Origin of the sequence: Hyphomicrobium sp. (assembly GCF_036262015.1) — a bacterium.
In the GTDB taxonomy this organism is placed as follows: Bacteria; Pseudomonadota; Alphaproteobacteria; order Rhizobiales; family Hyphomicrobiaceae; genus Hyphomicrobium_C.
This window is the reverse complement of record NZ_DATAJR010000008.1, coordinates 1252743-1278457: the sequence shown is the minus strand read 5'-3', so window position 1 is coordinate 1278457 and position 25715 is coordinate 1252743. Positions and strand designations below refer to the sequence as shown.

The window sequence follows — 25715 nt, the reverse complement described above, 5'->3', positions numbered from 1 at the left end:
GATCAGATCACGGCGCCATCTCGAAGAAGAGGTTGCGGGCCAACCGTTGCAGGTTTCCGCATCGCCACCCGCGACGCCACTCCGGCTACGATTCCGAACGTAATGGCAAAGACGTACTGCACATCCTGGCCAAACAAGATGTACTCATAACTGGAATGCAACGACACGATGGTGAGTGCGGCCGCGATCCCCATCAACAGATCTCCGGCAACAAGCGTGGGAGCCGATAGCGAGTATCGGAACGCCGTCACAAGCGGGTAGAACAACAAGACAACGAACGCGAAGAGACCGAGATATCCGGTCTCCACCGCCGCAAGTAGGTAGGCGTTGTGGACAATGTTGTTGAGATTCCCATCAACGTCGATAACGCCTGCCTTGATCGAGTATCCGAAGTTTTTCGCGACATACACATAGTGATTGGCACCCACGCCCCAAGGGTTGCCATCAACGATCATCGCGGCAGCTCGATTGAAAGCTGCCCGCTCGTCATACGCGTTCTCACTCAGCGGCGTCGCGGCAATGCGCCTTTCGAACGACGATAGGGCGATCGGCACCACCAACAGAACCACGAGAAATCCAAGAGCACCCGTAGTAATCTTTCGTTTCGAGACGCCGCGGAAGAGCGACAGAAAATAGGTGAGCCCCAATCCCGCAAGGCATAACACAATCGTGGCACGCGACGCTGTGAGCGCCGCGATGAGCAAGCTCATGGGCGGTACGACAACGAACTGCAGTCCGCGCGCGCCGGCAAGAAACATCGCGAAGTGGGGAAGCGCGATGAAATGAATGACCATGCCCAAGGTGTTCTGATGCGCAAAGGTTCCGGGAGGCTGCACATAAGCGCCACTGGCGAGCTGATACGCCACAACGATGAGCTGTAGAGCGAGGCCCAGCGCGAGCCCCTTCATGAGCAGTAAAGGCACACCCTCCTCGGCGCATCCCCGCGCGACGACGACGGCGAGCAGATAAATACGCGCGAACTGGACGACGTTGAAGAACGCGGCTACGGGCTCCGCCGCCTGTGTGAGCGAAAGCACCAGCGCGAACATGTAGAGCGCCAGAGGCACGTGAAAGCTGAGGACCTTTCGCGTGCGCGGCAACGCAATCAGGAGAGCGATGACCAGAAAATCGATGACCGTCATCTCGGCGCCGTGCACATATCCGATCCAACCCTCGCCGGAGATGAGCGCGATATCCACCTGCTGCACAGCGGGAAGGAGAAAAGGAAGGAAGCCAATGGCTATCCAAGCCCACTCCGCAATGCGACGGCTAGAACGAAGGAGCAGACTGAGCGGCAACACGCCGGCAAGAGCGACGAGAACCACGACAATTTTCATGGACGATGCCCTTAACCGCTCGCCCACCAACACGTTGCATTGCAACCCACGCCGGCACTACCTGTTCTCAAGGGCTTTCGGAACCGGAGCATAGCTTCTCCGGCGCGAAAGTGAGTTTCGCGCATCGATAGAGTTAACAGCGGTCTTTGTCTCCGCCAGCGGCGCTGGCCTCGAGACAGTTGAGGATACATGCAGAGATCTTCGGTACTCTCAACGGCAGCTTGGGCTCTTGCGCTGTTCTGGCTTTCGACATCCGCCGCATGGTCCAATCTCGAACCGCAGGTTGCCGAGGTAACCATCGCAGCACCGGATGTCATCGGCGTTGTCGTGCGCGATCCTCCGTTCACCCCCGGCCGCCTCATCAAGGTTGCTCCTGGCATCGCGACGCGGAATAGCTGGATGAGTCACGGCGGCGAATGGGGCGTGCTCGTCGGGCCCCGGCAGGATCATCTGCGTACGCAGGATACGCCGCCCAGCACCTATCTCGACCGCGAGGCAATTGACGCCGCACAGGATTACGCACCGATCTCTGGCCGGAAGGTCGAAGGCGTTTACCGCAAGTCCGTTCCCTACGACTCAGGCGTCAGCCGCGGCGCGATGGGCGCAACCCTGAGCGGCGCGAGCTTTCAGCACTTCATCTATCTGAAGCTCGAGGCACCGCTGCCGGAAGGATCTCATCGCATCGTCTGGCCACGCGCGGCGCTCGCGCCTACGCAGTTTGACTATCGCGAGGATACGACACGGGCAATTGCGCTACGCATTAACCAGAATGGCTATGCGCCCGGCGACAAGGCAAAAGTTGCATATCTATCCCTCTGGTTGCCCGGTGGCCCCAACGAGGGGCGGGTCGATTTTCGCCGCTACGGTCTTAAACGCTTTGAAATCCGTGACGAGCAAGGATCTCGCGTCTTCGAAGGTCCAATCACACTCCGCCGCGCACCAGGCGATCCAGAGATCGGAACCGGGATGCCAAACCTTCTCGAGTATCCGAGCTCCTCCGTCCCCGCGCACAACGCAACCGCTCTCTCGGTCGACAAGGAGATGATCCTCCAAGTACCGGAACACGGCCTCACAGGGCCGCGCGCTTGGCTTCAAGGGTTTTCCGGAAATCTGGCTGCTTTGAACGGAGCACACGCGTTCAGGATCGTAGATGCCGACCGCATCGCTCTCACCGATACGACGGCTTCGGTTACGTCCTGGTCCCGAAACGAGCTTGGCGTCGTAGGTCCCGCCGTCAGCTCCAACAGAGCCGGCACCTATGTATTCGAGTTAAACTTCGGTAATTGGACGCCGGACAAAAGCGGTACGTATCGGATTCACATCAACGGTCTCGGCGTCTCCGACAAATTTCCAGTCACAGATGACGTATGGCTGCGGGCAGCTCAAACCGCTTTCGCAGGCCTTTACAATCACCGCAGCGGAATCGCGCTCGATGGCCGCTTCGGCTACACGCGTCCGGCCGCATTTCGCGCCGGCGGAGATACCAAGATCTTTAGCTCGAAGCTGCCCCTGATTTTCACCTCGAACTTCCCCGAAGGCCCGATCCCGTTCACGGTTGGCGCGGAAACCAATTGGATCGGCGCAGTCTCGACAGACGAAGATCGTCTCTGGGGCGGCTACATGGACGCAGGTGACTGGGACCGCCGCATCCAGCATTTGGAAGTCAGCTACGGGTTGATGGACCTCTTCGAGTACGGGGGAGAAGCGGCACGCACCGCGCGCCTATCCATTCCAAAATCTCACGAAGTTCTGGATCCGGCTCTATACCTCGAACTCGACGACGCGCCCGATCTCATTCACGAGATTGCCTGGGGTTTGGACTTCTTCCGGCGCCTCCAGCTTCCGAACGGACAGGTTCGCGGCGGCATCGAAAGCGCCGAGCACCCGCGCGCCAACGAGCCAAGCTATCTCGAGTCCCTTCGCGTCTACGCGTATGCCCCGGACCACATATCGAGTTTCCGCTACGCAGCCGCTGCTGCAAAATTCTCTGTCATCCTATCCGCACTCCGCAAACCTTCCCTCGCTGAGCTCTACAAAGCGAGCGCATTGAAAGCCTGGGCTGCCGCGGAACAGGGCTACCAGAACCCCGACGGTTTCTATTCCGAAGCGATCAAGACCGCCCTCGAGACCAAGGCGCTCGATGCGGCGGCTTGGGACCGCCTTCGCAGCACATTGCAAAAGATTGCCCATGAACACAGAGCCGGCGCCGCTGGCGCGCTCTACCGTCTTACCGGCGACAAGACCTATGCTGTGGTCTTCGAAACCGCTTGGAAGGAGCACCTTCCCCTATTCTCACACGCCGCCGACGGCGCCTGGGAGTACTTGCACGCGGCGACCGCAGACCCGACCCTCCGAAATGCCGTCCGACGCGCATTCGAAGCACAAGCCCGAGAGTTTCTGCGCCCGCTTCAGCAGGCAACCTATCCAACTCTCAAACACCCGCAAAGCCCCGCCGGATGGGGCCAGGGACTGGTGCCCGACTCAAACGTTCTTCAGACGCTGATGCGCGCACACATTCTTTCTGGCAATCCAGCGATCGTTCAAGCGATGCAGATGAACTCCGGAGTAATCCTGGGAGCCAATCAGAACGGCCTTTCCTTCACGACTGGTCTGGGTGTCCGCAACGTTCGCCATCCCCTGCACGAAGACCATCGCGCAATGGGCGTCGCGGCACCGATCGGCATCACCATCTACGGCTGGGCGCCGCAGGCCATGACGTCATACGACTGGGTGTTCGGTCCGCACGTCTCGGCGCCCTTGCCGGATAGCGGCAGGCGTGAGAACAGCGTCGAACCCAACCGCTTCACCTTGCCCTACTACGAATATCTCATCGAGCATCCCGGCGTGATCATGCAGCAGGAGTACACGATCAACCAGAGCATCGGCCCTACGGCCACCATGTGGCTCTATCTGCATTCCCAGTCCGCCCGTCCGCCAAGCGCCCCCAGGGTACACTGATCGCAGCCGTTGATATGCGCTTCTTTCCTGAAATCTGGAGCACCTGATGCAGCTTTCGACAGGCATGCTCTTTCGCGGCGCAAGCTGGATCGCAGGGCTCTTCATCCTGTCGACGCTCTTTCGCTTTGGCTCGAACATCTACCTCACGCGCCTGCTCACACCGGAGATCATGGGCGCGCTACTCGTCATTATGACCGTGCGCAATGCCGTCGAGCTTCTCTCGGACGTTGGCATCGGCCAGAACATCGTCGCCAGCAAGCACGGATCCGATCCCGTCTTCCAGAACACCGCCTGGCTGATCCAGTGCGCACGCGGAAGCATCCTCGGCTTCCTTATGTACATGACGGCGTCTTACATCGCCGATCTCTACGGCGTACCAGCCTCGGCCATAGAGCTGGTTGCCATCTCGCTGGTGGCAAGTGGCCTGTCATCAACCTCAATCTACATTCTGCAGCGAAATATCCAGGTGGCGCGTCTGTCACTCTTCGATTTCGCGCACGAAATGCTCGGCGCCACGCTCGCCATCCTTGCCGCGACCATCTCGCCCACTATCTGGGCGCTGGTGATCGCCAACGTCGCGGCCTCGATCATCAGAGCCCTCACCACCTATCTGCTGCCCGCCGATCGGAGCACACACACCGTTTCCAGATCCTATGCCAAAGAGATTCTACATTTCGGCAAGTGGATCTTCCTGATGTCGGCGCTCATGCTCTTTTGCTCTAGCTTTGACAGATTGTATCTCGGCGCAGCGGTCCCTCTGGCACTCGTCGGCATCTACGGAATTGCGCGCACGATTAGCGACATCCCGGCCATGCTTGCGGCCCGGCTGTGTCACACCCTCGTGTTTCCTGCCATCGCCTCCGCCGCCTCGAGACCGCGCGAAGATCTGAGATCCCAGTTGGCTACAACGCGGCTGCGCGCCCTTACCTTCGGTGCCCTATGCATGGGCATCGGCATCAGCATTTCGGATCTCGTCATCAACTTCGTCTACGACCAGCGCTATCAGGAAGCCGGCCTGATGCTCCCCATCCTTCTGATGGGCGTATGGTTCGCGATCATCGCGAACATCAACGAGTATGCGCTGCTTGGTGTCAGCCGGCCGGCATACGGGGTCGGCGGCAACATGCTCAAGGCTGGCTATCTACTGATTGGCCTGCCTCTCGCGCTGGCCGTGGGCGGCCTCATGCTGGCACTTGCGGTCCTTGCAACGGCGGATCTGCTCCGCCTGGTCCCGCTGGCTATCGGCCTAAAACGCGAGCAACTGACCTTCTTCACCCAGGACGCCGCTTGCACGCTCATTGTGGTCGTCACCGCGATCATCGTCGCGATCCTGCGCTACAGCCTTGGCTTCGGCGCCGGCTTCCTGCGCTTTCTGATCTGAGGGATGGCCATGTCGGAGACGTCGGTTGGCATTGTGGTCATCGGACGGAACGAAGGCGCCCGCCTCGAACGCTGCCTCGCATCCGTCGCCGATCTGGGACTGCCCTGCGTCTATGTCGACTCGGGCTCGACCGACGGCAGCATTGCGGCCGCGCGACGCGCTGGTGCGCTCGTGGTCGAACTCGACTTGACGATCCCGTTCACCGCGGCCCGCGCGCGCAATGCAGGTTTTGCGGCGCTGAAGAGCGCGCACCCAGGTGTAGCGTTCGTACAATTCGTCGACGGAGATTGCGAGCTTGCGGCAGGATGGATCGAAGCCGCGCGCACCTTCCTCGTAGCACATCCCGACGTTGCGATCGTCTGCGGGCGGCGAAGGGAGCGTTTTCCTGAGCAGTCACTCTACAATCGGATGTGCGATATCGAGTGGAACACACCGATCGGGGAAGCGCAGGCGTGTGGCGGTGACTGTTTGGCAAGAACCGAAGCCTTCGCCGCTGTCGGCGGATTTCGCGCGACGCTCATTGCCGGAGAAGAGCCGGACTTGTGCCGCCGTCTACGGAACGCCGGCTGGAGAATTTGGCGGCTCGATCACGAAATGACATTGCACGACGCAGCCATCCTCACCTTCGGGCAATGGTGGCGGCGCTCGGTGCGTGCAGGACATGCCTTCGCCGAGGTCTCGTCCCTGCATCCCGAACGCGACTTTCCTTGGCATCGGAACGTCAAAAGCGCGCTGGCCTGGAGCAGCCTCATGGGCGCGTCTCTTATCGCCGCCCTTTGGGACTGGCGCGCCGCCGTCGTCGTCCTACTTTTTCCAGTTCAGATTTTCCGGATCGCCCAGCGCCAGCGGGTGAACGGCAAACCGGACTACGGATACGGAAGCTTGATCCTGGCCGGAAAAGTCGCGGAGACCGTCGGCATCCTCAAATTCTACGTCAATCGCCTGCTGAGCAAAGAAAACACCCTCATCGAATACAAGTAGCTACCGGGGCCCACAACGAACAATAGATGCCCGTGTGCGAGCCTCCGCCTAAACCGCAACCGGAGGCAGGTGTTGCGAGCAGAAGGCGCGCACGATGTGACAGGCCTGCCTGTTCGCCGCATCCATGCAAAGGTGGCCTGCGTCCCGGATGATCTCGACCGAGACCAGAGGATTGCCGATCTGCCTGATAAACGCCTTGTCGACCTCATCGATCAGGCACGGGACATGCTTCGGGATATCTTTGACATCAGGGAGAGCAGGAAACAGCGGTGTATCTCCGGTGATCACCAACGTCGGCACGCGAACCTTTTCGATCAACGGATAGTAGAGATGATCTTTCAAGATCTTATCGCCATCGAACCCCATCATGTTGGTCAGGAGCGCGCGCTGATACGGCGTCATCGGTATGGCCGGTCTTTGCACGTTGAGCCGAACACACCACTGCTTCGCCGTCGAAAGCGGAGGGTCGGCCGCCATGACAGCCGCAACCCGAGGCGTCGTCCCCTGACCGAGCCCGAGAGCGACCAAACCTCCGAGGGACTCGCCCAGAACGGCGACCTTCCGGCGTTCGTCGATGACTGAGATAAAATCCTGCAGCCGCACCGCATAGTCGCTAAGCGACGGATTGCCTATTGCGCGATCTCGCCCGTGCCCCGGCAAATCCACGAGGATCATATCGTAGTCGCGGGAAAGCACAGGCAGCCAACCGGCGAGCGAGTCACAACACCGCAACGCGCCGTGCAGCATGATCACGACATGGCGGTTGGAATTTTGGAAATCGGTGCTCGCGATGAAGTGGAGCGAACCGCTCGTCGTGCTCGACTCGCAGATTTGGAAGGTTAGGTCCTGCATCCAGCGCGAAATCCCCGGGCCGAGCCATGCGAGTCGGTCGCGAGAAAGTAGGCACAGGCGCGGTCGGCATTGCAACCCCGGAGCCCGGCTGAGCTGACTGCGTTGACCATCGACGCCAAAGGCTATTTTTCCGGCCCGCACCCGAAACCAGGGAACTCCTGCACAATCGAACCCGTTCACAGGGGAAGACTGACGGTGGTTCGCGTGAACGTACCGCATGAACCGCTGAGGATTGAGCAATGCCCGGCAGCCAACCTCAAGGACGATACCTCCCATACTTCATCCTGCACGAAGCCCAACCTGCAGGCCGCTGCATTGGCTACCTCGGGGATGAGCCAATATCAGAATACGTCACTGATTATTTTGGGAGATCCTATATCTACGTCGGCATGGCCCCGCGCACATGGGGAGGCGAAATTGATATCGACGCGCTCGGAGACGGTGAGTTCCTCCTTCCGCCATCGTTGTTGTATCGCAGAAGTGAGCGCGCGAGCACCCGCACCCCTGGGCTCATCGGCCGTGCCCTGCACGCCTTGCACGTCCGAGCAACCGGCCCGCGATAGTTGAGCGCCCCTCGAACAGCCTTCGAAAGCTCTATGATGAAGGGGACGACAACGGCATTGCTCAGGGCACGGCCGACATGAGCATGACCTTCGGCGAGTTAGCTCCCGCCGCCGTAACATATTGATATAAATACCGGAAAAAGGCAGTGGCGGTCCCTACGGGAGTCGAACCCGTCTTTCAAGATTGAAAATCTCGCGTCCTAACCGATAGACGAAGGGACCTAGCGCCGTGCCGGACGAAGGTCCGCCGCACAAGCGAGCACGGACGTATAGAAAGGTTTGCCGCAAGACGCAAGCGCCAGCCGAGCGACAGCGCCGAAGCGCGCCATTTTCGCGCAGCCATCTGGTAATTCAGGATTTTCTGGGATTTGCCGCGTCCTCGATCTGAAGCTCGATCCGGTTTCGCCCGCCCCAAGTGTCGCGCCTGAGTTGCCCTGCCACATGAATAGGGAGTCCGCCGGATGCGGCCATCAGAAGATCGCCCAGCGGTTGCCCTGCGGCTCGAAATGCGACCGCGTCCAACCGCGACCCATCGCCCGCCTCGAGCACACAGCGGATGTGCGCCGTGCCGACGGGTTTTGCAAATTTCACGCGATGGGCCGGAAACGCAAAACGCGGCTGCGGATTGCCCTGACCGTAAGGTCCCGCCCGCTCCAGAAGATCGACGAGCCCGTCGTTGACGGCGGAAGGCGTCAGCGCGCCGTCAATGGCCAGCGACGCGCGTTCCGCGAGACGAACAGCGGCGCCCGCAAGCGTCGTCGCAAAGAAACGTCCGAGGTCGTCCAGCTTTGCCTTGTCGACGGTGAGCCCCGCAGCCATCGCGTGGCCGCCGCCTTTGAGCAGGTGGCCAGCCGCTACGGCCTGACGCACGGCCGCCCCGATATCGATGCCGGCAACCGAGCGCAGCGAACCCGTCCCGGCGACAACGCCGCCGATGGCATCCTTATCCCACGCGATGACGCACGACGGCCGCTTGAAACGCTCCGTCAAACGGCTCGCGATCAGGCCGACGACACCCCTATGCCAATCTTCCGAGCCGACCATGAGCACGCTGAGATCGGGCGTCTCGGTCAAGAGCCGGTCCGCCGTCGCTGTCGCTTCCTCCAGCGCGGCCTGCTCGATCTCCTTCCGCTCCTTGTTCAGCCGGTCGAGGATCGTCGCGATGCGCACGGCCTCGGCCGCATCATCCGTGGACAAAAGCTTCGCGCCCAAAGCCGCGTCGCCGATACGGCCGCCAGCATTGATGCGTGGACCTAAAATGAATCCGAGATGATACGCGGTCGGCGCCTCGCTGAGCCCCGCTGCGTCGGACAGCGCCCGAAGGCCCACGTTGTCGCGCCCGCGCATCACCGTGAGCCCTTTGGTCACGTAGGCACGGTTGAGTCCCTTGAGCGGCACGACGTCGGCAACCGTCGCCAGCGCAACAAGATCGAGGTCGCCGATGAGCTGCGGCTCGCGCGGGTCGGCACCATAGTGTCCTCGCCGTCTCAATTCACGCGCCGTAGCGACGAGCGTGAGAAACACGACGCCAGCCGCACAGAGGTGCCCCTGCCCCGAGATGTCGTCCAAACGGTTCGGATTGACGAGCGCATGCACGTCCGGAAGCACCTCGTCGGCCTGATGGTGATCTATGACGACCACATCCACGCCGCGCTTGCCCGCGCCAGCCAGAACATCGACGCTCGTCGTACCACAGTCGACGGTCACGATCAGTCTCGCACCCTCGCCGATAAGCTGATCGATAGCCGACGCGTTCGGGCCATAGCCCTCCGTCAGCCGATCGGGAATGTAGATCCGGCTTGGCACATCATGGTGTGCGAGGAACCGCGCCAGGAGCGCTGACGAGCAGGCTCCATCGACGTCGTAGTCGCCGAAGATGGCCACCGGCTCTCGGCGCATGATTGCATCGGCCAATCTGCGCGCTGCCTTCTCCATATCGGTCAGCGTAGAGGGATCGGGCATCAGCGCGCGGATCGTCGGATCCAGAAACACCGGCACCTCGTCAAGACCGACACCGCGAGCGGCGAGCACGCGGCCCAGCAATTCCGGCAAACCATGCTGCTGGCTGATCGCCGTGGCGTCCTTCGCCCGCGAGGGCTCGAGCGTTTCGCGCCAGCGATACCCCCGAGCCGACTGAACGACGTCAAGAAATGGCGTTTCGGCCGGCACCGGCGCCTGAACGTCGGCGCGCACCTTACGAACTGCGGTCATGCTGCGAGATGCCCCCACCCGATTCGCTCGATGGGGAAGGCTCCCATGCTGGGAAGCGAAAGGCGAATCGCTGGGTAGGGATGTCCACAACGCACGCTTGTTCGGCCGCGGCCCTTATGGCAGGAGGTGCAGCACGGACACAGAACAAGGCGCCCCCACATGAGCGACCCGAAGAACATCCTGATCGTGCTGTTGCTCGTCGCCGTCGGCGTGCTCGGCTACCTGTACTACGATAGCCAGCGCACGGCGGTCCGCATCGACGTCCCGGGATTCAAGCTCGAAGCGAAGTGAGCGGAACTCAGTCCCCGTTGCCCGGCAGGCGCTGACCCACGTCGCGGAAGCGGCTCTTGATCCGGCGTACGGTGCCGGTCTTCGAGCGCATGATCAGCGTCTCGGTTTCCGCAGTACTTCCGCGGAAACGCACGCCATCGAGAAGCGAGCCGCTGGTCACACCGGTGGCCGCGAAGATCACGTCCGACGACGCCATATCTTCCAGCTTGAACTTCTTGCGGATGTCGGTGATGCCCATCTTGTGCGCGCGCTCGCGCTCCTCGTCGTTCGAGGGCATCAGGCGGCCCTGGATCTGCCCGCCGATGCACCTGAGCGCGGCAGCCGCGAGCACACCTTCCGGCGCACCGCCCGAACCCAGATAAATGTCGATCCCCGTTTCGGCCGGGTCCGTCGTCCAGATGACGCCTGCGATATCGCCATCCGGAATAAGCTGCACGGCGGCACCCGCCTCACGAACGGCCTTGATGATATCCGCATGACGCGAACGATCGAGTACGCAGGCCGTGATTCCGCTGATCGGCACGCCCTTGGCTTCCGCAAGCGCCTTGAGGTTCTTTTCGACCGGTGCATCGAGATCGACGATCCCAGCGGGATAACCCGGACCGATGGCGATCTTGTTCATGTACATATCGGGCGCATGCAGCAGACCGCCGCGCTCCGAGATCGCAAGTACGGCGAGCGCGTTTGGCATCAACTTGGCGCAGATCGTCGTGCCCTCGAGCGGATCGACAGCGATATCGACCTCAGGTCCCGTGCCGTTTCCGACCTCCTCGCCGATATACAGCATCGGCGCTTCGTCCATCTCGCCTTCGCCGATAACGACGGTACCACGCAGCGAGACGCGGCCGAGCTCATGACGCATGGCATCGACGGCCGCCTTGTCCGCAGCCTTCTCGTTCCCTCGTCCGCAGAAGCGCGCCGCCGCGATCGCCGCGGCTTCGGTCACGCGTGCGACCTCGAGAACGAGCATACGGTCGAGCCCGCCCTCAGCAATGTCCTTCGCCATGTAATTCCCTTGACCCAATTCAGCTCTCAAAGATCTTCGATACGGATCATCTGCGGGCGCTCGGTGATTTTACCATCCTTCTCGATGGCCCGGAGCGCCTTCCGCATCGCATCCTCAGTGGTATCGTGTGTAATAAGTATGACGTTGACCGCCGCTTCCGCTTCGCCCGGCGCCGGTTCGGCCGCCTGGCCCGGATGCACGGGACCAGGACGCCGCTGCACGATGCTCTCCAACGAGACGTTCTCGTCGCTCATGCGCTTCGTGATCGCAGCCATGGCGCCCGGCCGGTCATAAACCTTGAGGCGCACATAATAGTTGCCCTGATGGGCCTTGAGATTGAGACCCTTCACTTTTTCGAGGACCGACGTGGGGCGAATAAACGGCGGCAGCACCAAGCCGCGCGCCACATCCATGATATCGCTCGCGACGGCCGAAGCTGTCGGCTTCGATCCGGCCCCGGGCCCGACGAGCAGAAGGTTTCCGGCGAAATCACCGTCGATGCCCACGCAGTTCGTGACGCCGGACACTTCGGCCAGGGCCGACTCTTCCGCGACCAGAACCGGCGTTACACGCGCCTCGATGCCGTGCTCGGTCTGCATCGCCACGCCGAGCAGCTTGATGCAGTAGCCAAGCTCGGTCGCAGCCTCGATGTCGGCACTCGTGATGTTTTCGATGCCCTCGACATGGATCTCGTCAAAGGCGACCGCAGCTCCGAAGGCGAGGCATGTCAGCAGCGAGAGCTTGTGCGCGGCATCGAACCCACCAATGTCAAACGTAGGATCGGCTTCCGCATACCCCTTCTCCTGCGCCTCCTTGAGCGCATCCGCGAAGGCGCGCTTCTCATCGGTCATCTTGGAGAGGATGAAGTTACAGGTGCCGTTCAGGATGCCGTAGACACGACGAACTTCGTTCGCGGCCAGCGCCTCACGCAGCATCTTGATGATCGGAATGCCGCCGGCAACAGCCGCTTCGAAATTGAGGGCGACGCCGTTGCTTTCGGCAAGCTTGGCCAGCGCGATGCCATGCTTGGCGAGCAGCGCTTTGTTCGCCGTCACCACGTGCTTCTTCGCCTTAAGCGCGGCTTCGACGGCCGCCTTGGCTGGCCCGTCCTCACCACCCATCAACTCGATGAACACCGAGTTCGAGGGGTCCTTGGCAAGCGCGACGGGATCGTCAAACCACTGTGCGCCGCCCAGCGCTGCCTCTCGCTCTTTCTTGCGCGACCGGGCTGAAACACCGGTGACGGTGATCGGGCGTCCGAGCATCTTCTCGATGCGCGTCGCATGGGCGGAAAGCAGTTGGATGAGACCCATTCCGACGGTGCCAAGTCCGGCAACGCCGAGGGTCAAAGGCTCTGACATGGTTGGCAAATCTGAAACAGCTAACGACTGGCTTTTTGCTGGATGGGGATGACGTTATGCATCGTTTCCGGAGACTGGGCCAGGAACTTCTTGATCGAGCGGGCGGCCTGCCGGATGCGGTGCTCGTTCTCGACCAAGGCGATACGCACATAGCCTTCGCCGTACTCGCCGAAGCCGAGACCCGGAGAAACGGCAACATCAGCCTTTTCAATCAATAGCTTAGCAAATTCGACCGACCCCAGCGCACGGAACGGCTCCGGAATCGGACACCAGGCAAACATGGTGGCCGGCGGCGGCGGCACCGGGAACCCAGCCCGCTCGAAACTTTCGACCAGACAGTCACGCCGGTTCTTGTAGGTCTTCCGGATTTCCTCGACGCAATCCTGCGAGCCGTTGAGCGCGGCCGCGGCAGCCACCTGGATCGGAGTAAAGGCGCCGTAGTCGAGGTACGACTTGACCCGTGCGAGCGCGCCAATCAGCCGTTCGTTGCCGACGGCAAAGCCCATGCGCCAGCCCGGCATGTTGTAGGTCTTCGACAACGACGTGAACTCGACAGTGATGTCCATCGCACCCGGAACCTGAAGCACCGAGGGCGGCGGATTGTCATCGAAGTAGATCTCCGAATAGGCGAGATCCGAAAGAATGATCAGGTCGAGCTTCTTCGCCAGCGCCACGGCCTCTTTGTAAAAGTCGAGGTCCGCCGTCATCGCCGTCGGATTCGACGGATATGAGAGGACGACGGCCAGCGGCTTCGGTATCGAGTGGCGCACCGCATGTTCAACAGCCCGCAGGAAATCGTCACCATTCCCAGCCGGCACATGCCGCATCGCAGCCCCGGAGATCAGGAACCCGAACTCGTGGATCGGATAGGTGGGGTTCGGCACGATGATCACGTCGCCCGGCGCCGTAATGGCCTGCGCCATGTTGGCGAAACCTTCCTTCGAGCCCAGCGTCGCGACCACCTGCGTATCGGGATCGAGCTTCACGCCGAAGCGGCGCGCATAGTAGGCAGCCTGCGCGCGGCGAAGACCCGTAATGCCCTTCGATGCCGAGTAACGATGCGTGCGCGGCTTCGACACCGTCTCGACGAGCTTGTCGACGATGTGCTGCGGCGTCGGCAAATCAGGATTGCCCATGCCGAGATCGATGATATCGGCGCCCCGCGCGCGCGCCGCCGCCTTGAGGCGGTTCACTTCGGCGAAGACATACGGCGGCAAGCGTTTGATGCGGTGAAAATCGTCGATCACGATCGTCTCTTGGTGTTGCGGCCCCGCGCGGGAACGCCACGACGCGCAACCGCTTTGAGCGGCGCCCGCGCAGACGCGGCGAATACAGGGTCTACCTCCTCGGGTTTTACGCCAAGCTGCCCCGGAACGTCCAGTGGCGGGCAAATTGTGCTTGCTTCTGTGCACATCCTGTTCCGAACCTCAGTCCTTCTTTCATCCTACTAGGCATTGTCACAGGGAGGCCCTATCTTGGCCCCATGACCGAGCCGATGAGCACGACCGCAACGCCCTACCGCATCGAGAACCCCGAGGAATTCGCGCGCAATATGTTGCGCTTCTTTGAGGAAGGAGGGCGCGCGGTTTCCGAGCTCCTGGAGCGGCCCGATGCCAAGATCACTCCGTTCTCCGCAGCGAGCGAAATGACGGAGGCCGCCGCGACGCTGACCGATATAGCCCGCCTCTGGCTGACCGATCCCGCCAAGCTCGCCGAGGCGCAGGGAACCCTGCTCAGCTCCTACATCGACCTGTGGAATACCTCGATCCGCCGCCTCCTGGGTGAAGAGGTTGAACCCGTTGCCGAACCGGAGCCGTCCGACAATCGCTTCAAGGACCCGGAATGGTCGTCGAATCCCTATTTCGACTTCCTGAAGCAGGTCTATCTCGTGACGACGAACTGGGCCGAGGATGTCCTGCAGCAGACCGAGGGGCTGGGCGAGGCCGAGCGCCACAAGGCGGAATTCTATCTGCGTCAGCTTTCGAGTGCTCTTTCGCCGTCCAACTTCCCGATGACAAACCCCGAAGTCGTCCGCGAAACCTTCGCGACGAATGCCAGAAACCTCGTGACCGGCATGGCGCACCTCGTGCGCGACATGGAGAAATCCGGCGACCTCCTGAAGATCAGTCAGACGGATACGGAGGCGTTCGAGGTCGGCCGCAACCTGGCCACGACACCCGGCAAAGTCGTCTTCGCCAACGACATCTTCCAGCTCATCCAGTATTCGCCCACGACCGACAAAGTGCGCGAGGTCCCGCTGCTCGTGATCCCGCCGTGGATCAACAAGTACTACATCCTCGATCTCACACCGCCGAAGAGCCTGCTGAAATACGTCGTCGATCAGGGTTTCACGGTCTTCGTCGTGTCCTGGGTGAACCCGGACGAACGCCTCGCCCACAAGACCTTCGAGGACTACATGCTCGAAGGACTCCTGACGGCAGCAGACGCCGTGAGCCGCGAGACCGGCGTCGAAAAGATCAATGTCGTCGGCTACTGCGTCGGCGGCACGCTGCTGGGCACAACCCTTGCCTATCTCGCCGCACGAGGCGAGGAGCCGTTCCGCTCCGTTACCTTCCTCACCACTCAGCTCGATTTCTCGAAAGCCGGTGACCTCCTGCTCTTCACGACGGACAGCCAGCTCTCCTCGCTGAAGGAGATGATGGCCGAGCGCGGCTACCTCGACGGCTCACGCATGGCGAACGTGTTCAACATGATGCGCCCGCGCGACCTGATCTGGCCCTACATCGTCAACAACTACCTGCTCGGCAAGAAGCCGTTCCCGTTCGACCTGCTCTACTGGAACCAGGATTCCACGCGCATGCCGGCCGCGAACCACGGCTTCTACCTCACGGAATTCTACAACGAGAACAAGCTCGCCAAGGGCGAGATGACGCTTGCGGGCGTGAAGCTGGATCTCAAGAAAATAAAGCTGCCAGTCTTCGAACTCGCCACCAAGGAAGACCACATCGCACCGGCCAAGTCGGTGTTCATCGGCTCCAAGCTGCTCGGCGGCCCAGTCGAGTTCGTGATGGCCGGATCGGGCCACATCGCCGGCGTGGTCAATCCGCCAGACAAGATGAAGTACCAGTACTGGACCGCCAACAAGGCCGCAGCCGATACCCTCGAGGAATGGCTCGGGATGGCCAAGGAGCATGTCGGCTCCTGGTGGCCGTACTGGATGGAATGGCTAACGAAGTACTCGGGCGGGTGGACGATCCCGCGCGAGTCCGGCGAGAAGCTCGGCGTCATCGAAGACGCCCCCGGCAGCTACGCCAGAACGAAGACTTGATTTCATAGGCTTCCATTGAGCCGTACACGGCCCTGCGGCCCTGTGAGGGCTACACGGGGACCGAACCTGTGCTAGAAGGCCGGTTTTCCGCCTCCAAGGCCTGAGATGACCGCCAAAACACCGGCAAGCCCATCCCTGTCTCCCGCCCCGCGCGGGCCGAAATCGGCCCCGAAGGTCGGCTTTGTCTCGCTCGGCTGCCCGAAAGCCCTTGTCGACAGCGAGCGCATCATCACGAAGCTCCGCTCCGAGGGCTATCAGGTCGCGCCCGATTACGCCGGCGCCGACGTGGTCGTCGTGAACACCTGCGGCTTCCTCGACAGCGCCAAGCAAGAGAGCCTCGACGCCATTGGCGAAGCGTTGGCCGAGAACGGCCGCGTCATCGTCACGGGTTGCATGGGCGTCGAGGAGGGCCGCATCCGCGAGGTTCACCCTGGCGTGCTCGCCGTCACCGGACCGCATCAGTACGAGCAGGTCGTCACTGCCGTGCATGACGCCGTTCCGCCGATGCACGATCCCTACGTCGATCTCGTGCCGCCGGAAGGCCTGCGCCTCACCCCGCGCCACTACGCCTATCTGAAGATTTCCGAGGGCTGCAACAACCGCTGCTCGTTCTGCATCATTCCGAGCATTCGTGGCGATCTTGCGAGCCGCCCCGCCAATCACGTCATGACCGAAGCCGAGCGCCTCGTGAAAGCTGGCGTGAAGGAGCTGCTCGTCATCAGCCAGGACACGAGCGCCTACGGACTCGACATCAAGTACGCCGAGAGCCCGTGGAAAGGTGCGCCGCTCAAGGCCAAGTTCCTCGATCTCTCACGCGCGCTCGGCGAACTCGGTGCATGGGTCCGCATGCACTATGTCTATCCCTATCCGCACGTCGACGACGTCATCCCGCTGATGGCGGAAGGCAAGATCCTTCCCTACCTCGACATTCCCTTCCAGCACGCCTCACCTGCTGTACTGAAGGCCATGCGCCGTCCGGCGCATCAGGAGAAGACGGCGGACCGCATCGCCAATTGGCGCAAGGTCTGCCCGGATCTCGCCGTCCGCTCGACGTTCATCGTCGGCTTCCCCGGCGAGACGGAGGAGGATTTCGAATTTCTTTTGCAGTGGCTCCGCGAAGCGAAGCTCAACCGCGTCGGCTGCTTCAAGTACGAGCCCGTATCCGGCGCCAAGGCCAACGAGATCGCAGACATCGTGCCGGACGAGGTCAAGGAAGAGCGCTGGCATCGCTTCATGGCGGCCCAGCAGGAGGTCTCGCGCGAAATCCTCGCCTCGCGCGTCGGCACCACGATCGACGTCATTATCGACGAGGTGGATGAAGACGGCGCCCTCGGCCGCTCCAAGTGGGATGCTCCGGAAATTGACGGCAGCGTGTTCCTCAACGGCGAACAGAACGTGAAGCCCGGCGACATCGTCAAGGCACACGTGGATACCGCCGACGACTACGATCTCTGGGCCTCTGTCATCAAGACGGCCTGATCGGCTGTTAACCCTCCCCAGGATCTGTCCGTACCCGGCCTGCGTTGACAGTCGGCGCGCACGGGTGCGACAGTTCCGCCCAATAATCGGGGAGGACGTCTCGCAATGGCTATGCCGGACCAGGCGGCTGCTTCCGCGCCCACAGCGCAGAGCGGAACGGAAATTCGCATCTACGCGCACTCGCCCATCCTCTACTGGTGGGTGATCTGGGCCTACGGCTTCGTCTGCGCCGCCCTCACCTATTTTCAGGGCGACAAGCTGACCATCGGCGAAAGCGCAAAGCCCCTCTTCGTCCACCCGAGCCCGTGGGTGGGACTGTCCTTCACGCTTCTTCTCCTGCTCGTGATCGTCGCAACATCGGTCCGCGCCCGTGGCGTAAGCGCCCTTCTGCTACTGCTTCTGATGGGCGGCGCTGCGGCAGCCACCTATTTCGTCATGACCATGCCCGGCCTCTGGACAACCCCGCCGTCGCTGCTGCTGCACATGAACCTCGCCTTCTATTTGCTGATCTCGTCGGTGCTGTTCATCGTCTGGTTCGTGATCGTCTTCATCGTCGACCGCCTGAGCTACTGGCGCGTCCGCGGCACTCAGGTCGAGCGCGTCCAGATGTTTGCGAGCGTCCTCGGCCGTGCGCCCGAGAGCTGGTCCGTCATGCACATCCGCCTGACGCGATACAGCGACGACATCATCGCCCATAAGATCCTCGCCCTCGGCATCCTGGGCCTGGGCACAAGCGACATAGACGTGAAGCTGTCGATCTTCGGCGGCGGCCACGAGCAGTTCCGGATCGAGAACGTCTGGCGTGCCGCAGGTCCGATGAAAGCTGTGCAGGCTGCCATGGGGCCGAAGGCAACGGTGGTTATCTGAGAATTGGGGCCGGAGCTGAGTTGCGGCGTCGCCCAAGGGCTATGAGACTGCCGTGATGACATTGCACCGGCCATCGCTCTATCTGATCGTCACCGCCGCGGTCCTCGCGCTGGCGGTCGCGCTGCGTATTGCCGATCCAGACCCGGTTGCGCGCCTGCGGCTTTCAATTTTCGATAGCTACCTGAACCTCAAACCACGCGAGACCGATCCCGCGTTCCCGGTCCGCATCGTCGACATCGACGAAGCCTCCCTCGCCAAGATCGGCCAATGGCCCTGGCCACGCTCCGAGCTGGCCCACATCATCGACAAGCTTGCGGAGGCAGGCGCCAAGACCGTTGCGATCGACCTCATTCTCGCCGAGCCGGACCGCCTCTCGCCCGAAGCGCTCGCCCGGCAAGCGCAAGTCCGCAGCGAGCTCGCCCCTATCGTCGCGGAGCTGTCCTCGCTGCCCTCGAACGATGCGATCCTCGCGCACGCCATGGGCAAGCTGCCGGTTGTGGTCGGAAGCGTGGGGGACGCCTCGACCCAGCGCTCCCCTCCGCCACCCAAAGCCTCCTTCGCCATCGCAGGTGACGATCCGACCTCCTTCGTGCCGAGCTTCCCCGGCGTGATCACCCCGCTGCCCGTGCTGACCGATGCTGCCGCGGGCAACGGCGCCGTCAACTGGCTGCCCGCCAAAGACCAGATCGTTCGCCAGGTTCCGTTGCTGGTGTCCCTTCATGGCACGCTCTATCCGACGCTCTCGCTCGAGGCGTTGCGGACCGGCCTCGGCGAAAAGACGGCCTTCGTGCGCTCGTCCGGAGGAAGCGGTGTCCTGGCCTTCGGCCAGCAGACCGGCGTCGACACCGTTCGCGTCGGAAAGACCGTTCTCCCGACCTCCCACGACGGCCAGCTCTGGCTCAACTTCGCCGAACCCGATCCACGCCGCTATGTCTCGGCGCACAAGATCCTCGACGGCAGTTTCGATCCGAAAGATTTCGCAGGCCGCCACGTCCTGATCGGCGCCAGCGCAACCGGACTGCTCGATCTGCGCGCGACACCCCTCGCATCCTCCGTGCCGGGGGTCGAGATCCACGCGCAAGCCATCGAGCAGATGCTCTCAGGCGAGCATCTCACGCGGCCCGCGCTCGCGACCGGCGCGGAAATCCTGTTCCTCGTCGCCATGGGCGCCCTCGTGGCCGCTCTCATCCGCCGATCAGGCCCATTGAACGCCGCCATTATCGGCTGCGTAGCCATCGCCGCGATCGCCATCGGCTCGTGGCTCGCCTTCGCGCGGGGCGGATACCTGTTCGACCCTGTCTATCCGTCTCTGTCGCTGCTAGCCGTCTACCTCTCCGGCTCGCTTCTCTCATTCATCAAGACGGAAACGGACCGCGCCCGCGTCAAGCGCGCCTTCGGTCACTATCTCGCTGCACCCCTCGTCGAGGAATTGGCCACCGACCCATCCCGACTCAAGCTCGGCGGCGAGACCCGCGACGTCACCTTGCTGTTCGCGGACGTGCGCGGCTTCTCCCGCCTCTCCGAGGGCATGGACGCCGAAACGCTCATCCGTTTCGTCAACCGGCTCTTCACGCCCCTGTCGGACATCATTCTTGAACACCGCGGCACCATCGACAAGTTCATGGGTGACGCCGTGATGGCCTTCTGGAATGCACCCGTCCGTGACCCGGAGCACGCCCGCAACGCCTGTCGTGCAGCGCTCACCATGCAGATTGAGATGGATCGCCTCAATCGCGAAGAGGCCGCGCGCAAGGCGGCGGCCGGAGAAACGCATGTGCCCATCCGGATCGGGATCGGCCTCAACACCGGCGCCTGCTGCGTCGGCAACGTCGGTTCGCCGCAGCGCTTCGACTACTCCGTACTGGGCGACGCCGTGAACGTTGCTTCCCGCATTGAGGGCACAACGAAAACCTTCGGCGCGCCTATCATCGCCGGCGAGACCACCGCGCACGATGCTGCGGACTTTGCATTTCTGGAAATCGACACAGCCGTACGCCTCCGCGGCAAGGATCGGCCGGAGCGGCTCCATGCGCTCGTAGGCGATGAAGCGGTGGCGACCTCGCCAGCTTTCCGGAATCTGAGCCAACACTACGCCGCACTGCGAGCAGCTATGGAAGCGAACCAAATGATGGCCGTTTCGGCCGAGATCGCCGCGTGTCGCGAAGCCGCCCAGGCCCTCGCCATCGCGAACCCAGGCGCCATGCCGCTAGATGCCCTGTTCGAACACTATGCTCGCCGGGCAGTAGGATCCTGAGACCTACCGCGGGCTCATGCCGCCGCCACCCATGCCGCGCCCGCCCATGGAGCCGCCGCCGTAGCCGCCTCCGCCGCGATTTCCGCCATAGTCACCACCGCCGCGGTTGTGCTTGCCCATGCCGCCGATGCCGATCCCAATGCCAATCCCGATCGCAGAGCCGATGCCCTTCATGTCATCGTCGGAATTCTGCTTCTTCGTCGTCCTGGTCTTCTTCGGCTTCTGCTTGTAGTCGGACGGTGTCTCGCGCGTGCGCTCGGCCCGTTTGGTGGGCTTCGTAGGCTTCGTTTCCGTCCGCTTGGGCTTGTCGTCGTAGTCAGGAATTTTGCCGGTAACGATGGCTTCGCGTGTGAAGACCGGTTTGGGATCGATGCCCGGCGCCTTGATGACGAAGGGGAACGCATCGTCGAACGGCACCTTGTCATTGCCGGACAGCGAAGCCCATTTGACGGGCGACCCGACGTCACCATCACCGCCGATCCGGATCAGCTTTCCGGGCTGATCGAGCACCTTGCACTGTTTGCGCTCGTTGCAGACCTCGACCGCGCCCTCGTGAAGAAGCAGCCAGGACATCCCATCATCTTGGACAAAGACGTCAAAGACCGTACCGCGCACCGTAATTGACGCAGCCGGCGTCTTGATTTGATAGGTCGGCTTCTCGGCCACGCCGGTCATGAAGCGGAACGTGCCCTTGACGAGATCGAGCACAATCGAGCCGTTCGACTTGGCGGGGTCATAGACGAACTTGTCCAGCGTCAGCTGAGAACCGGGACCCAGCGCCAGCTTGGTGTCGTCATCGAGCTTGAGTTCGCTGGACGCATCGAGGCCGACTTCGATCGACTCGTCCTGATGCACGCGATCGCCGACCTGCAGAGTACGTGTGTCGCGATTGTATTCTGCGGTGACGAGATTGACGACTGTGAGGGTGGACCCGATCGGTTCCTGGGGCGCGGCCTGAAGACCCGATACCGACAGCAACAGCAGGGACGCGCCCGTAACGGCCGAAGGAAACTTCATGACATCTGTCCTTCAAACGTGCCCCTGCGAGAAACATGGAGTTGCGTCTGCATAGCAAGGGCCGCAGTGATATGGCCACGGATCATAGCAGATAACGGATCAACCACCCAAGGGACGACAGTCCCGGCCGCAGCTCGATCAACGAGGGGACACGAGGGAAGATGCGGGCGCAGTTACCTAGGGAACAACGAGCGCGCTAAAGCGGGATGGTACCCTTGGAGTGATCCTTGGCCTTATGCTCGGGTTCGACATGAATGACGACCTCCGAGCCCTCGATCTCCGCTTCGAGGGCGGCTTCCAGCCGGTCGCAGATCTCATGCGCCTCATGCACGGTCATATTGCCTGGCACAACGAGGTGGAACTCGATGAAAATGGCTCGTCCCGCCTGACGGGTCCGCACGTCGTGGGCTTCCAGCGCCCCGTCCCCGCTTCGCTGGATTGCCTCGCGGATGCGCGCCTGGATGGCGGTCGATGCCGCCTCGTCCAGAAGTCCACTCATGGATGAAATGATGATCTTGGACCCGCTCCAGAGGATGTACACCGCCACCGCGATGGCCAGCAAAGGATCAAGGATTTTGATCCCCGTGACCGCGACGAGGACGAGACCGGCGATGACGCCAACCGAGGTCATGACGTCGGTGAACAGATGCCAGCCGTCGGCCACCAGGGCCGGCGAACGCAGGCTCCGTCCGCGCCGGATGAGAAATGCCGACCACCCGCCGTTCAGCGCCGTGGCGAGACCACTCAAAGCCATGCCAATTCCGAAGTCCTCGATCACACGCGGCGCGACGATCGCATCATAGGCCTCGCGAAAAATCAGGATAGACGCGACGACGATCAGCACGCCTTCGAGAACCGCCGACAGGTACTCGGCCTTGTGATGTCCGAACTGATGATTCCGGTCTGCCGGACGTGAGCTGACGTTGATCGCAAGCAGGGCCGCGAGTGCGGTCACGAGATTGACGATGCTCTCGAGCGCATCCGAATAGAGCGCCACGCTGCCCGTGACGAGGAACGCACAGTACTTAAGCGCCATCACGGCAATTGCGACGGCGATGCTTCCTGCGGCGATCAAATGCAGCGTACGGACCGAGCTGGTCTCGGCCAAAGACGGCGTGGCTGTCATGTGGGGCACCCTGACTCGCGGGACGAACCCGTCGTGGACAGTCTCAGAGCACCCTCGTGCCAGACTTGAATCGAAAGCGCCACCCTCCATTCGTGCGGCGTCTCGGCACAATTTCCCTGTTGTTGCAAGCGGTTCGCAGCAGCCCGCGTTTTCCACACCGTTTGCGCCACCTAACCTCCCCGACAAGCGGCGAATCTGGTCCCAAGAGCAACCAGGGGCGCCGCGGGATGGGGACAGGCGCAAGGCTTCGGATCAAGGAGCATTTTCGCCATGGCGAATTTCACGACCCATATTGCAGTCGGCACCGTCGTCGCCGGCACTCTTGCCACACTCACTCTCGCCGCCGACGTCATCGCAACGGAGAATTTGATCCCGATAACGATGGCCGGAGTGTTGGGCTCTGTTCTGCCGGACATCGATCTCAAGGACAGCCGCCCGAGTCGCGCAATGTTCTCCGGCCTCGCGATCTTCTTCTCGTTCGCTGTGCTGTTCTCAGCGGCCGATCGCTTGTCGATCGCCGAGCTCTGGATCCTCTGGCTCGGAACGCTTCTGCTCGTGCGTTATGGATTGCACACGATCTTCCACAATCTCGCCGTCCATCGCGGCATCTGGCATTCCATCGTTGCCGCGCTTTTCTGCGCTGCGGCCACGGCGGTCGTGTTTGGTCATGTCTTGGATCGCCATTCAGGCGTCGCCTGGCTGGCCGCGGGGTTCATGCTGATCGGCTATCTCGTCCATCTGACGCTTGACGAGATCTATTCGGTCGACGTCATGGATACTCGGATCAAATCCTCATTCGGCACGGCGTTGAAGCTTTTCGACCGGCGCCATCCCTATGCCTCGGGAGGCATGGCGGCCGCGCTTGCGCTCGCCGTCTGGCTCGCTCCGTCCCCAACCGTATTCGTCGACGGCTTGTCTTCCCGCGACATGTGGGCCGGACTGAACGAGCGGCTCCTCCCCAAGGAAAGCTGGTTCGGCATCGTGAAGGTTCCCCACGCAGTGGCAAGCACGCCTGCGCCGGGCGGAGGCATCGAGACCGGCGCCATTCCCGACAAAGCCTTGGCACCCGCACCGAGCAACCCGCCCGCCAGTCCATAGGCGGGGAGGCGAGAGCCAGACCCTGGATGCGCGTGCCGCCGGCCCGTTACGCGGGCTGGCGGCGTGCGCCCTCAAAACCAGCCAGATAGTTCCGGATCAGATTGTCCATCAGGACGTTGGCATCGTCCGCGGTAATGGTGGAAAGCTTGTCGGCAGCCGACAGGGACGAGACCCCATGCACGCCGGCCCACAAAACACGGGCCGAGCGCCGAAGCTCTTCGGCGTCGAGGCCGTCGGCGAGTGGCGCCAGCACATCCTCCACCTTGCCCATAAGCGCCTCGAGCTTTTGCCGGTACCAGTCTGGAATGGCTTGTGACGCAGGGACGTGATGCTCGAACAAAAGGTTCCAGAGCTTCGGATTTCGGCCCGCGAAGGTGAGATAGCAATTTGCGATGGCGTGAACCTGCTTGCGCGGATCATCGGCAGTCGGAAGCGAGGAAATGGACGCCAGCAGATCATCGAGAAGTCTGCCCTCGATCGTCAGCACCAGATCGTCGAGATTTTCGAAGGAATTATAGAGAGTACCCGGCGAGTAATTGATGCGCCGGGCAATCTCGCGGGCAGAGAGCCCACTCAATCCGGACTCCTGGATGAGTTCCGTGGAAGCCCCGATGATCAATTCGCGCAGCTCTTCAGCGGTATGCAGGGAACGGCGGCCCATAAGGATCTCTCGCGCAAAAGACCGGAACAACGGGGTGTGCCGATGGGTATCCCGAGACTCGGCTCAGATCCTTTTCAATCCGACGTGCCGGCACGGCCTTCGGATTGAAATCACTCTGAACAAGTCGCAACAGCTCTGCTCGTGGAGCTCCTGAACACCCCGGCAAACCAGCAGTGCACGCGCAAGGCCGCAAACCCTCACAGAACGGACAGGGCGAGATTTCGTTCCTTGTCGTTCGCGAGATCACGAAAGGCGAGGAACGAAACACGTCACTTGCGTCGCTTCGTTACTGTATACGGAATAATTTCGCGGGCCACAATATTTTGCGTGCCTCGATCAAGAGAAGCAGGTGCCACACGGCTTGCCAATGCCATCAAAATCAACACACGCCGACTTGCGCGGCCTGGTGATTGACTTCGCTTCAAACGTCATTTTGGGCAGAAGAAACAGATCAGCGAATTCGTAGCTGGACTCGACGACGATGACGCTTTCATTGGCGGCGATAAGCCCAGCAGACAGGGGATAGGCCTGACACTTGGCAAGCTCCCCGCCCGCAGCAGGGAACGAAGGCCTGTTCGTCGTCGCAGCATAGACAGCCGTCTTATTTGCGTCCGTGGGATTCGACGCCACCGGAATGATCGCCACCTTCAGATCTGTTGTCCCGTAAGGCGACATAGCCAGCCTGGCGATATCGTAGATCTTCCTTACGTCATCGCCCGTAAGCTTCTCCTCGCGCGCCACGAGGTCGGAGACCATGCTGGTAACGAGTTCGAACTTGCGATTTGCCGCGATCGCCCGCGCAAGATCCGCGCTGCCAAGCAACAGCACCATCAACACGGGAGCGATAAAGCCGAATTCTACAGCCACAACACCGCGCACATCGCTCCAAAACGTGCGGAGCGATCGCACCGTCTGAGCTGGCCGCATCATTGTGCGAGGACCTGGCATCGACTCTTTCCTCTTGCAGATCGGATCCAGCCGTT

19 protein-coding genes and 1 tRNA gene are annotated in these 25715 nt (G+C 61.8%); 9 read left to right on the top strand and 11 right to left on the bottom strand.

Annotated features, from left to right (window positions below; all coding sequences use genetic code 11):
* Nucleotides 1-2: 2 nt before the first annotated feature.
* Nucleotides 3-1337, bottom strand: coding sequence for an O-antigen ligase family protein (locus VHO05_RS14585; RefSeq protein WP_329647307.1), 1335 nt, complete (start codon nt 1335-1337; stop codon nt 3-5).
* A gap of 189 nt (nt 1338-1526) precedes the next feature.
* On the opposite strand from VHO05_RS14585, the gene VHO05_RS14580 reads away from it, so the two are divergent.
* Genes VHO05_RS14580 through VHO05_RS14570 form a run of 3 tightly spaced genes read left to right on the top strand, consistent with a single transcriptional unit; the run spans nt 1527 to nt 6657 of the window.
* Entirely contained in the window at nt 1527-4295 is a 2769-nt protein-coding gene (locus VHO05_RS14580; RefSeq protein ID WP_329647306.1) for a glycoside hydrolase family 9 protein, read from the top strand.
* Between the two features lie 46 nt (nt 4296-4341).
* Complete coding sequence (locus VHO05_RS14575; RefSeq protein WP_329647305.1) at nt 4342-5676, top strand: oligosaccharide flippase family protein; 1335 nt, start codon at nt 4342-4344, stop codon at nt 5674-5676.
* Between the two features lie 9 nt (nt 5677-5685).
* Entirely contained in the window at nt 5686-6657 is a 972-nt protein-coding gene (locus VHO05_RS14570) for a glycosyltransferase (protein WP_329647304.1), read from the top strand.
* 48 nt (nt 6658-6705) lie between these two features.
* Here the strand turns inward: VHO05_RS14570 and VHO05_RS14565 are convergent, their stop codons facing one another.
* From VHO05_RS14565 to recJ, 3 genes are all read right to left on the bottom strand, one after another.
* Complete coding sequence (locus VHO05_RS14565; RefSeq protein WP_329647303.1) at nt 6706-7509, bottom strand: alpha/beta fold hydrolase; 804 nt, start codon at nt 7507-7509, stop codon at nt 6706-6708.
* Nucleotides 7510-8219: 710 nt separating this feature from the next.
* Nucleotides 8220-8294, bottom strand: a tRNA-Glu gene (locus VHO05_RS14560).
* 129 nt (nt 8295-8423) lie between these two features.
* Nucleotides 8424-10283 carry a single-stranded-DNA-specific exonuclease RecJ gene (recJ, locus tag VHO05_RS14555; protein ID WP_329647302.1) on the bottom strand — a complete coding sequence of 620 codons (1860 nt, stop codon included), beginning with the start codon at nt 10281-10283 and terminating at the stop codon, nt 8424-8426.
* 159 nt (nt 10284-10442) lie between these two features.
* On the opposite strand from recJ, the gene VHO05_RS14550 reads away from it, so the two are divergent.
* On the top strand, nt 10443-10574 hold the full coding sequence (locus tag VHO05_RS14550) for a hypothetical protein (protein ID WP_329647301.1): 132 nt from the start codon (nt 10443-10445) through the stop codon (nt 10572-10574).
* 7 nt (nt 10575-10581) lie between these two features.
* Here the strand turns inward: VHO05_RS14550 and glpX are convergent, their stop codons facing one another.
* The 3 genes from glpX to VHO05_RS14535 are packed head-to-tail and all read right to left on the bottom strand — an operon-like array spanning nt 10582 to nt 14188.
* On the bottom strand, nt 10582-11580 hold the full coding sequence (gene glpX / locus VHO05_RS14545; protein ID WP_329647300.1) for a class II fructose-bisphosphatase: 999 nt from the start codon (nt 11578-11580) through the stop codon (nt 10582-10584).
* A 26-nt stretch (nt 11581-11606) separates the two neighbouring features.
* Nucleotides 11607-12941 carry a homoserine dehydrogenase gene (locus VHO05_RS14540; protein ID WP_329647299.1) on the bottom strand — a complete coding sequence of 445 codons (1335 nt, stop codon included), beginning with the start codon at nt 12939-12941 and terminating at the stop codon, nt 11607-11609.
* A 20-nt stretch (nt 12942-12961) separates the two neighbouring features.
* The gene (locus tag VHO05_RS14535) at nt 12962-14188 is read right to left on the bottom strand and encodes an LL-diaminopimelate aminotransferase (protein ID WP_329647298.1); all 1227 of its coding nucleotides are present in this window, start codon (nt 14186-14188) and stop codon (nt 12962-12964) included.
* Between the two features lie 248 nt (nt 14189-14436).
* On the opposite strand from VHO05_RS14535, the gene VHO05_RS14530 reads away from it, so the two are divergent.
* From VHO05_RS14530 to VHO05_RS14515, 4 genes are all read left to right on the top strand, one after another.
* Nucleotides 14437-16230 (top strand): class I poly(R)-hydroxyalkanoic acid synthase, encoded by a 1794-nt coding sequence (locus VHO05_RS14530; RefSeq protein WP_329647297.1) that lies wholly within the window; start codon nt 14437-14439, stop codon nt 16228-16230.
* Nucleotides 16231-16335: 105 nt separating this feature from the next.
* On the top strand, nt 16336-17709 hold the full coding sequence (rimO, locus tag VHO05_RS14525; protein ID WP_329647296.1) for a 30S ribosomal protein S12 methylthiotransferase RimO: 1374 nt from the start codon (nt 16336-16338) through the stop codon (nt 17707-17709).
* Between the two features lie 105 nt (nt 17710-17814).
* Nucleotides 17815-18576 carry a hypothetical protein gene (locus VHO05_RS14520; protein ID WP_329647295.1) on the top strand — a complete coding sequence of 254 codons (762 nt, stop codon included), beginning with the start codon at nt 17815-17817 and terminating at the stop codon, nt 18574-18576.
* 55 nt (nt 18577-18631) lie between these two features.
* Nucleotides 18632-20830, top strand: coding sequence for an adenylate/guanylate cyclase domain-containing protein (locus tag VHO05_RS14515; protein ID WP_329647294.1), 2199 nt, complete (start codon nt 18632-18634; stop codon nt 20828-20830).
* A gap of 3 nt (nt 20831-20833) precedes the next feature.
* Here VHO05_RS14515 and VHO05_RS14510 read toward each other — a convergent pair whose 3' ends face one another.
* Nucleotides 20834-21847 (bottom strand): FecR family protein, encoded by a 1014-nt coding sequence (locus VHO05_RS14510; protein ID WP_329647293.1) that lies wholly within the window; start codon nt 21845-21847, stop codon nt 20834-20836.
* A gap of 196 nt (nt 21848-22043) precedes the next feature.
* The gene (locus VHO05_RS14505) at nt 22044-22973 is read right to left on the bottom strand and encodes a cation diffusion facilitator family transporter (RefSeq protein ID WP_329647292.1); all 930 of its coding nucleotides are present in this window, start codon (nt 22971-22973) and stop codon (nt 22044-22046) included.
* 270 nt (nt 22974-23243) lie between these two features.
* Here VHO05_RS14505 and VHO05_RS14500 point away from each other — a divergent pair, with 270 nt between their 5' ends.
* Entirely contained in the window at nt 23244-24071 is an 828-nt protein-coding gene (locus tag VHO05_RS14500; RefSeq protein WP_329647291.1) for a metal-dependent hydrolase, read from the top strand.
* 46 nt (nt 24072-24117) lie between these two features.
* On the opposite strand, the gene VHO05_RS14495 is transcribed toward VHO05_RS14500, so the two are convergent.
* Nucleotides 24118-24732, bottom strand: a complete 615-nt coding sequence (locus VHO05_RS14495; protein ID WP_329647290.1) for a TetR/AcrR family transcriptional regulator — start codon at nt 24730-24732, stop codon at nt 24118-24120.
* 336 nt (nt 24733-25068) lie between these two features.
* Nucleotides 25069-25680 carry a TadE/TadG family type IV pilus assembly protein gene (locus VHO05_RS14490; RefSeq protein ID WP_329647289.1) on the bottom strand — a complete coding sequence of 204 codons (612 nt, stop codon included), beginning with the start codon at nt 25678-25680 and terminating at the stop codon, nt 25069-25071.
* Nucleotides 25681-25715: the final 35 nt, after the last annotated feature.

Excerpts from the sequence above, each read along its gene's own strand:
- VHO05_RS14585 (WP_329647307.1), bottom strand. The coding sequence starts at position 1,337 with ATGAAAATTGTCGTGGTTCTCGTCGCTCTTGCCGGCGTGTTGCCGCTC.
- VHO05_RS14580 (WP_329647306.1), top strand. The coding sequence starts at position 1,527 with ATGCAGAGATCTTCGGTACTCTCAACGGCAGCTTGGGCTCTTGCGCTG.
- VHO05_RS14575 (WP_329647305.1), top strand. The coding sequence starts at position 4,342 with ATGCAGCTTTCGACAGGCATGCTCTTTCGCGGCGCAAGCTGGATCGCA.
- VHO05_RS14570 (WP_329647304.1), top strand. The coding sequence starts at position 5,686 with ATGTCGGAGACGTCGGTTGGCATTGTGGTCATCGGACGGAACGAAGGC.
- VHO05_RS14565 (WP_329647303.1), bottom strand. The coding sequence starts at position 7,509 with ATGCAGGACCTAACCTTCCAAATCTGCGAGTCGAGCACGACGAGCGGT.
- recJ (WP_329647302.1), bottom strand. The coding sequence starts at position 10,283 with ATGACCGCAGTTCGTAAGGTGCGCGCCGACGTTCAGGCGCCGGTGCCG.
- VHO05_RS14550 (WP_329647301.1), top strand. The coding sequence starts at position 10,443 with ATGAGCGACCCGAAGAACATCCTGATCGTGCTGTTGCTCGTCGCCGTC.
- glpX (WP_329647300.1), bottom strand. The coding sequence starts at position 11,580 with ATGGCGAAGGACATTGCTGAGGGCGGGCTCGACCGTATGCTCGTTCTC.
- VHO05_RS14540 (WP_329647299.1), bottom strand. The coding sequence starts at position 12,941 with ATGTCAGAGCCTTTGACCCTCGGCGTTGCCGGACTTGGCACCGTCGGA.
- VHO05_RS14530 (WP_329647297.1), top strand. The coding sequence starts at position 14,437 with ATGAGCACGACCGCAACGCCCTACCGCATCGAGAACCCCGAGGAATTC.
- rimO (WP_329647296.1), top strand. The coding sequence starts at position 16,336 with ATGACCGCCAAAACACCGGCAAGCCCATCCCTGTCTCCCGCCCCGCGC.
- VHO05_RS14520 (WP_329647295.1), top strand. The coding sequence starts at position 17,815 with ATGGCTATGCCGGACCAGGCGGCTGCTTCCGCGCCCACAGCGCAGAGC.
- VHO05_RS14515 (WP_329647294.1), top strand. The coding sequence starts at position 18,632 with ATGACATTGCACCGGCCATCGCTCTATCTGATCGTCACCGCCGCGGTC.
- VHO05_RS14510 (WP_329647293.1), bottom strand. The coding sequence starts at position 21,847 with ATGAAGTTTCCTTCGGCCGTTACGGGCGCGTCCCTGCTGTTGCTGTCG.
- VHO05_RS14505 (WP_329647292.1), bottom strand. The coding sequence starts at position 22,973 with ATGACAGCCACGCCGTCTTTGGCCGAGACCAGCTCGGTCCGTACGCTG.
- VHO05_RS14500 (WP_329647291.1), top strand. The coding sequence starts at position 23,244 with ATGGCGAATTTCACGACCCATATTGCAGTCGGCACCGTCGTCGCCGGC.
- VHO05_RS14495 (WP_329647290.1), bottom strand. The coding sequence starts at position 24,732 with ATGGGCCGCCGTTCCCTGCATACCGCTGAAGAGCTGCGCGAATTGATC.
- VHO05_RS14490 (WP_329647289.1), bottom strand. The coding sequence starts at position 25,680 with ATGCCAGGTCCTCGCACAATGATGCGGCCAGCTCAGACGGTGCGATCG.